The following is a 2,502-nucleotide window of genomic DNA, read 5'->3' on the forward strand; positions in this document are numbered from 1 at the left end:
AACGGCGGAGTAAAATCCGGCCACGTGGCGGAGCAAAAGTCGGCCACTTGTGGCGTGCGCATGAGACCGCCGGGAGGGCGTAGCCCGAGCGGGGGTCTCATGCGCACGTTGCGATTTTCTGAAGGGTTTCAGCCGGCCTTTCGGGCGCGGCTTTGGGCGAGACGGTAGCTCTCGCCGTTCATTTCGAGAATGTTGACGTGATGGGTGACACGGTCGAGCAGAGCGCCGGTCAGTCGCTCGGATCCCAGGATTTCCGTCCATTCATCAAAGGGCAGATTGCTGGTGATCAGGGTCGCACCACGCTCGTAGCGCTGGGAGATCAGCTCAAATAGCAATTCCGCGCCGGTCTTCGACAGCGGCACGAAGCCCAGCTCATCGATGATCAGCAGCTTGCAGGCGGCCATCTGCTTCTGGAAACGCAGCAAACGCCGCTCGTCACGCGCCTCCATCATCTCGCTCACCAGCGCGGCCGCCGTGGTGAAGCCGACGGACAGGCCTTTCTGGCACGCGGCCAGGCCGAGACCGAGGGCTACATGGGTCTTGCCAGTGCCGCTGGGACCAAGAGCAATGACATTCTCGCGACGCTCGATCCATTCGCATCGTGCCAGTTCCAGCACCTGCATCCTGTTGAGCTTGGGGATGGCGGCGAAGTCGAAGCTGTCGAGGCTTTTGACGACGGGGAATTTGGCCGCCTTGATCCGACGTTCGACCTTGCGGCGGTCCCGTTCGATCATCTCCCGCTCGGCAAGCCGGAACAGGAATCCGACATGATCAATGCTTTCGGTGGCACACAGCCGAGCCAGCTTCTGGTGCTCGCGCTGGAAGGTCGGCAGCTTCAGGGTCTTGAGATAGTGTGCGAGCAGCATCTCTGGTGCTTCTGTGCTCATGCCGCTTCTCCCGCATCAGACGACAAAAGGCGCATGTAGGCTTTCGCTGAGGTCTTCTCGACCGTCGCCCTCGGCAGGTAGGGATAGATCGACAGGTCCAGTCGCGGTGGCCGGTGCTCGACCCGGCACAGGATCAGATGCTTGACTGCATCAAAGCCGATCGCGCCGAGCTGGATCGCCTGCTTCACCGCCGCATGCAGGTCCGCAAAGTCGAAGCTCTCCAGAAGACGGAGCACCTGCACGTATTCCCGCCGGCCATGCTTGGCCATGCGGCCTTCCATCAGCCGGCGCAGCGTCGCGAACTCGTCCGGCAGATCCCAGCCCTGCAACGGAGCTGCCTGATCCAGAGAATTGATCTTCTGCTCGATCAGCGGCAGGTAATGAACGGGATCGAAGATGACATCTTCCCGTTCCCAGCTTCTGGGATGACGAGCAATGATCTCGCCGCGGCAGCCGATCACCACCTCATTGACATAGCCCCGAACCCAAACATCCTGGTGGCCGTAGGCGACCGGCACGGAATAGTCGTTCGTCTTGTAGCGCACCAGCGATTGAGCCGTCACAATGGCGCTGGCCTGGTCGCAGGCGTCGAAAGGCGATGCCGGCAAGGGGCGCATGGCAGCCAGATCGCGCTGAAGCCGCTCGCCGATCGTCTCGCTCTCGCCGCGCAGCCTGTCGCGCTGACGCTTGCGGCATTGCTCTTCCAGAAAGGCGTTAAAGGCATCCCACGTCGGAAACTGCGGGATCGGCACCATGAAGTTACGTCGGGCATAGCCGACAAGACCCTCGACATTCCCCTTGTCGTTGCCCTTCCCCGGACGGCCATAGCGATCCCGGATCAGGTAATGAGACAGGAAGCCGCTGAACAACGTCGCCCGCTTGCGTGTGCCGTCGGGCAGGATCTTTGCCACCAAGCAACGGTCGTTGTCATAGACGATCGATTGCGGCACGGCCTCGAAGAAGGCAAACGCATGGATGTGGCCATCGACCCAGGCCTCGGCCACCGCCGCCGGATAGGCCCGGACATAGCAAGCATCACTATGCGGAAGATCGAGCACGAAGAAGCGCGCCTTCTGCTCGACGCCGCCAATCACCACCGTCGCCTCGCCGAAATCGGCCTGCGCGTGGCCGGCCGGATGCGACAGAGGCACAAACACTTCCTGGCGACGCTGATCCCGCTCGCGCATATAATCCTTGATGATCGTGTAGCCGCCGGTGAACCCGCACTCATCACGCAGACGGTCGAACACCCGCTTGGCCGTATGGCGTTGCTTGCGCGGCACCTTAAGATCCTCATCAAGCCAATGCTCGATAGTCGAGACAAACGCATCCAGCTTCGGCCGCCGGATCGGTGATTGCCGCTGATAACCAGGCGGCGTCGAATAGGCCACCATCTTGGCCACGCTGTCGCGCGATATGTTGAAATGCTTTGCAGCCTGACGCCGGCTCATCCCTTCCGAGACGGCCAGGCGAACCCTCAGATAAAGTTCCACGGTGTAGATCCCCACGCCCTCCTGCTGTCGTCACAGAAGGGTAAATAGGTGGCCGGGTTTTACTCCGGCGCAGCAGGACTATCCCGCCGCTTCCGTAGCCGACTTTTGCACCGCCGCTCTCA

The 2,502-nt window shown here is 61.5% G+C and carries 2 protein-coding genes; both read right to left on the reverse strand.

The genetic code is table 11. The annotated features are described in order from the left end of the window. Positions 1 to 128 precede the first annotated feature (128 nt). Positions 129 to 887: an IS21-like element helper ATPase IstB gene (istB, locus tag FJU08_RS22510; protein WP_141151281.1), complete on the reverse strand. Its 759-nt coding sequence runs from the start codon at positions 885 to 887 to the stop codon at positions 129 to 131. After that, on the reverse strand, positions 884 to 2,380 hold the full coding sequence (istA, locus tag FJU08_RS22515; RefSeq protein WP_141151282.1) for an IS21 family transposase: 1,497 nt from the start codon (positions 2,378 to 2,380) through the stop codon (positions 884 to 886). Before istA ends, istB begins: the two co-directional genes overlap by 4 nt. Positions 2,381 to 2,502 lie beyond the last annotated feature (122 nt).

The organism is Martelella alba, assembly GCF_006516955.1.
GTDB lineage: Bacteria > Pseudomonadota > Alphaproteobacteria > Rhizobiales > Rhizobiaceae > Martelella > Martelella alba.